A 3,720-nucleotide genomic window follows, 5' to 3' on the forward strand; every position below is an offset into this window, starting at 1 on the left:
TTCGCTCCACACGGTAAAGGTTCGCCACCGGGTTTAATGCTGGTGCACTAGCAAATAATACGACCATCCGCTGGGAGTCGACCACACGGGTGTCCCTCGTGTCTGTCCCCCTCGCCCGACCCGCCGCCGAGCGGCAGGGGCCGTATGCCATAATGAAAAGGTTCGGCATCTTCACTGACGCAGGTTTCGGGCACGACAAATCCTATTCACAACGGATCGTCCGGCACGTTCCTGCCGGTGAAGGAGATTAATAACCATGGCTTCAGTCACTTTCGATAAGGCAACCCGCCTCTACCCGGGTTCCACTCGCCCCGCTGTCGACCAGCTCGACCTCCAGGTCGCCGATGGCGAATTCCTCGTTCTCGTCGGCCCCTCCGGCTGCGGCAAGTCCACGTCGCTGCGCATGCTCGCTGGCCTCGAAGAGGTCAACGACGGCAACATCTTCATCGGTGAGCGCAACGTCACGGATGTCCCGCCGAAAGACCGCGACATCGCCATGGTTTTCCAGAACTACGCGCTCTACCCGCACATGACCGTCGCTGAGAACATGGGCTTCGCGCTCAAGATCGCCGGCATCAACAAGGACGAGCGCGCCGCCCGCGTGCTCGAAGCCGCCAAGCTTCTCGACCTCGAGCCGTACCTGAGCCGCAAGCCCAAGGCCCTCTCCGGTGGTCAGCGTCAGCGCGTGGCCATGGGCCGCGCCATTGTGCGTCAGCCCCAGGTCTTCCTGATGGATGAGCCGCTCTCCAACCTCGACGCCAAGCTTCGCGTGCAGACCCGTACGCAGATCGCGAGCCTGCAGCGTCGCCTCGGCGTCACCACGGTTTACGTGACCCACGACCAGACAGAGGCGCTCACCATGGGTGACCGCATCGCCGTTCTGAAAGACGGCATTCTGCAGCAGGTCGGCACGCCCCGCGACCTGTACGCGAAGCCGCAGAACGTCTTCGTGGCCGGATTCATCGGCAGCCCGGCGATGAACCTGTTCCTCGCCGACACCGTGGACGGCGGTATCAAATTCGGTACCTCGACGATTCCGGTGCAGCGCGACACCCTCGCGAGCGTCGCCGGCAAGAAGGTCACCGTGGGCGTGCGCCCCGAGGACATTCAGATGTCCACCACCAGCGAGGAGGGCCTGCAGATCGAGGTCGACCTGGTTGAAGAACTCGGCGCCGACGGTTACCTCTACGGCCACTCCACCATCGACGGCAAGCGCACCGACATCGTCGCCCGCGTCGACGGCCGCTCGCACCCGAATGCCGGCGAGACCGTGTACCTGAGCGCAACGCCGAACCACCTGCACGTGTTCGACGCCGAGAGCGGCCTCCGCCTCGGCGGCGCGGTCACCGACTAACAGCCCACTTCTCACACAACGCAATTCCGGCCGGATGGAGCATCGCTCCGTCCGGCCGTTTGTGCAACAGTTAGGCTGTTTTCATGAGCGGTTCCCTCAATATCACCTCGGCTATCGCCGATCCCGCACTGCTGGATCTGCCCTGGCAGCTCCCCCTCGACGCCTGGCCGAATGAGACCATCGCCTCGCTCCCGAAGGGACTCTCGCGACACCTGGTGCGTTTCGCGCACCTGAGCGGTCGGGTGGTGGCCATCAAGGAAACCACCAGTGACATGGCCCGCGGCGAATACGACATGCTGCGCAATCTGCAGGGCCTCGAGGTTCCCTGCGTCGAGCCGGTGGCCGTGATCACCAACCGTACAGATGAGGACGGCGACCCCCTTCGGTCTGTGCTCGTCACCCGGCACCTCAAATTTTCCCTGCCCTACCGTGCCCTCTATTCGCACACCCTGCGGCCCGATACCGCCACCCGGCTCGTGGACGCCCTGGCGGTGCTGCTCGTGCGCGTGCATATGGTGGGCTTCTTCTGGGGCGACGTGTCGCTCTCGAATACTCTCTTCCGCCGCGACGCGGGAGCCTTCGCCGCCTACCTCGTCGACGCCGAAACCGGCCAGCTCTATGCCGGCGGACTCTCGAACGGCCAGCGCGAGAACGACCTGGAGATCGCTCGGGTCAACATCGCCGGCGAGCTGATGGACCTCGAGGCCGGCGGCCGCGTCGCCGACGAACTCGACCCCATCCGCGTGAGCAATGGCATCGTCGCCGCCTACCGCTCGCTGTGGAAGGAACTCACCGGCTCGGAGTCCTTTGCCAGTTCGGAAAGATGGCGGATCACCGAGCGCGTCGAGCGCCTCAACGACCTTGGCTTCGACATCGAAGAGCTCACCATCAAGACGGATTCGGACGGCACCAAGGTGCGCATCCAGCCCAAGGTTGTCGACGCCGGGCACCACCAGCGGCGTCTGCTGCGTCTGACCGGCCTGGATGCCGAAGAGAACCAGGCGCGGCGCCTGCTGAACGACCTCGACTCGTATCGCGCGGCGTACGGCAAGCTCGAAACTGACGAGGAGATGGTTGCCCACGAGTGGCTCGTGCGCGTATTCGAGCCCGTCGTGCGGGCGATCCCGATGGAGATGCGCGGCAAGCTCGAGCGCGCCGAGGTGTTCCACCAGCTGCTCGATCACCGCTGGTACATGGCACAGAACCAGTCACGTGACATTCCGCTCGCGGAGGCCGTGAGCTCCTATGTGCAGGACGTGCTGCGCCACCGCCGGGACGAGGCCACCATGATGGACCCGCCCACCGGGTCCATCACCCTGCCGATCCACGTCATCCGTTCGGAAGACGCCGCGGACGACGAGACCGACCCCGACGACGCCGACGACTGGAAGCTCAAGGTCTAGCGCACCGCCGGCCGTCGTGGCAAGTGTGTGTGGCCAGGTGGCACTCGTCTGAACGAGCCCCACCTGGCCACACGAGTGCCGCGCGATGGAGTGACGCACGGCGCTGCTACTTGGCGAGCTTTGCTGCCTTGATCTGAGCGCGCAGGCGTGAGACCTCGTAGAGGGTGACACCCACTGCGATGCCGGCGTTCAGCGACTCGGTATCGGCGCTGATCGGAATCGAAACGATCGCGTCGCAGGTCTCGGTGACGAGGCGAGACAGCCCCTTGCCCTCGCTGCCGACGACGATCACGATCGGACGTTCGGCGAAGCCCTGACCGAGCTCGGGCAGCTGAACGTCTCCGCCGCCGTCGAGGCCGAGCACGAAGACGCCCTGCTCCTTGAGCGACTTGAGAGTCTGGGTGAGGTTGCTGGCCATGGCAACGGGTGTGCGGGCCGCGGCGCCGGCGGAGGTCTTCCAGGCCGACGCGGTGACGCCCACCGAACGGCGCTGCGGCACGATCACGCCGTGCCCGCCGAATGCTGCGGTCGAGCGGATGATGGCACCCAGGTTGCGCGGATCGGTGATGCCGTCGAGGGCGACGAACAACGGCTTGTGGCCGCGGCTGATCGTGAGCTGCAGCAGCTCCATCGGGTGCGCGTACTCATACGCCGGAACCTTCAGCGCGAGCCCCTGGTGCACGGAGTCGCGGCCGGCGAGGCGGTCGAGCTCGGGACGCATGACCTCGAGGATCGGGATGTTCCGGCTCGTCGCCAGGAGGAGAACCTCTTTGACGCGCTCGTCCATTTCGATACGCGAGGCGATGTACAGGGCGCTGGCGGGAATCTTGGCGCGCAGCGCCTCGACGACCGAGTTACGGCCGGTGACGATTTCGTGCTCGTCGACCTGCTTGGCGCGCCGCGTGGATGCGCCGCCGCCGCCGGAGTTGCCGGTGCCGCGCTGAGGAGTCTGCGGGCGTCCGG

General features: G+C 65.6%; 3 protein-coding genes. 2 read left to right on the forward strand and 1 reads right to left on the reverse strand.

Translation table 11 applies throughout. The annotated features are described in order from the left end of the window. Positions 1-256 precede the first annotated feature (256 nt). Positions 257-1,354: an ABC transporter ATP-binding protein gene (locus tag JF66_RS15255; protein ID WP_035879392.1), complete on the forward strand. Its 1,098-nt coding sequence runs from the start codon at positions 257-259 to the stop codon at positions 1,352-1,354. 83 nt (positions 1,355-1,437) lie between these two features. Next, complete coding sequence (locus JF66_RS15260; protein WP_035879393.1) at positions 1,438-2,757, forward strand: DUF4032 domain-containing protein; 1,320 nt, start codon at positions 1,438-1,440, stop codon at positions 2,755-2,757. 106 nt (positions 2,758-2,863) lie between these two features. Here the strand turns inward: JF66_RS15260 and rlmB are convergent. Then, positions 2,864-3,720, reverse strand: an 857-nt coding sequence (gene rlmB / locus JF66_RS15265) for a 23S rRNA (guanosine(2251)-2'-O)-methyltransferase RlmB (RefSeq protein ID WP_051973605.1), incomplete at its 5' end; no start/stop codon positions are given.

Origin of the sequence: Cryobacterium sp. MLB-32 (assembly GCF_000738085.1) — a bacterium.
Taxonomy (GTDB): domain Bacteria; phylum Actinomycetota; class Actinomycetes; order Actinomycetales; family Microbacteriaceae; genus Cryobacterium.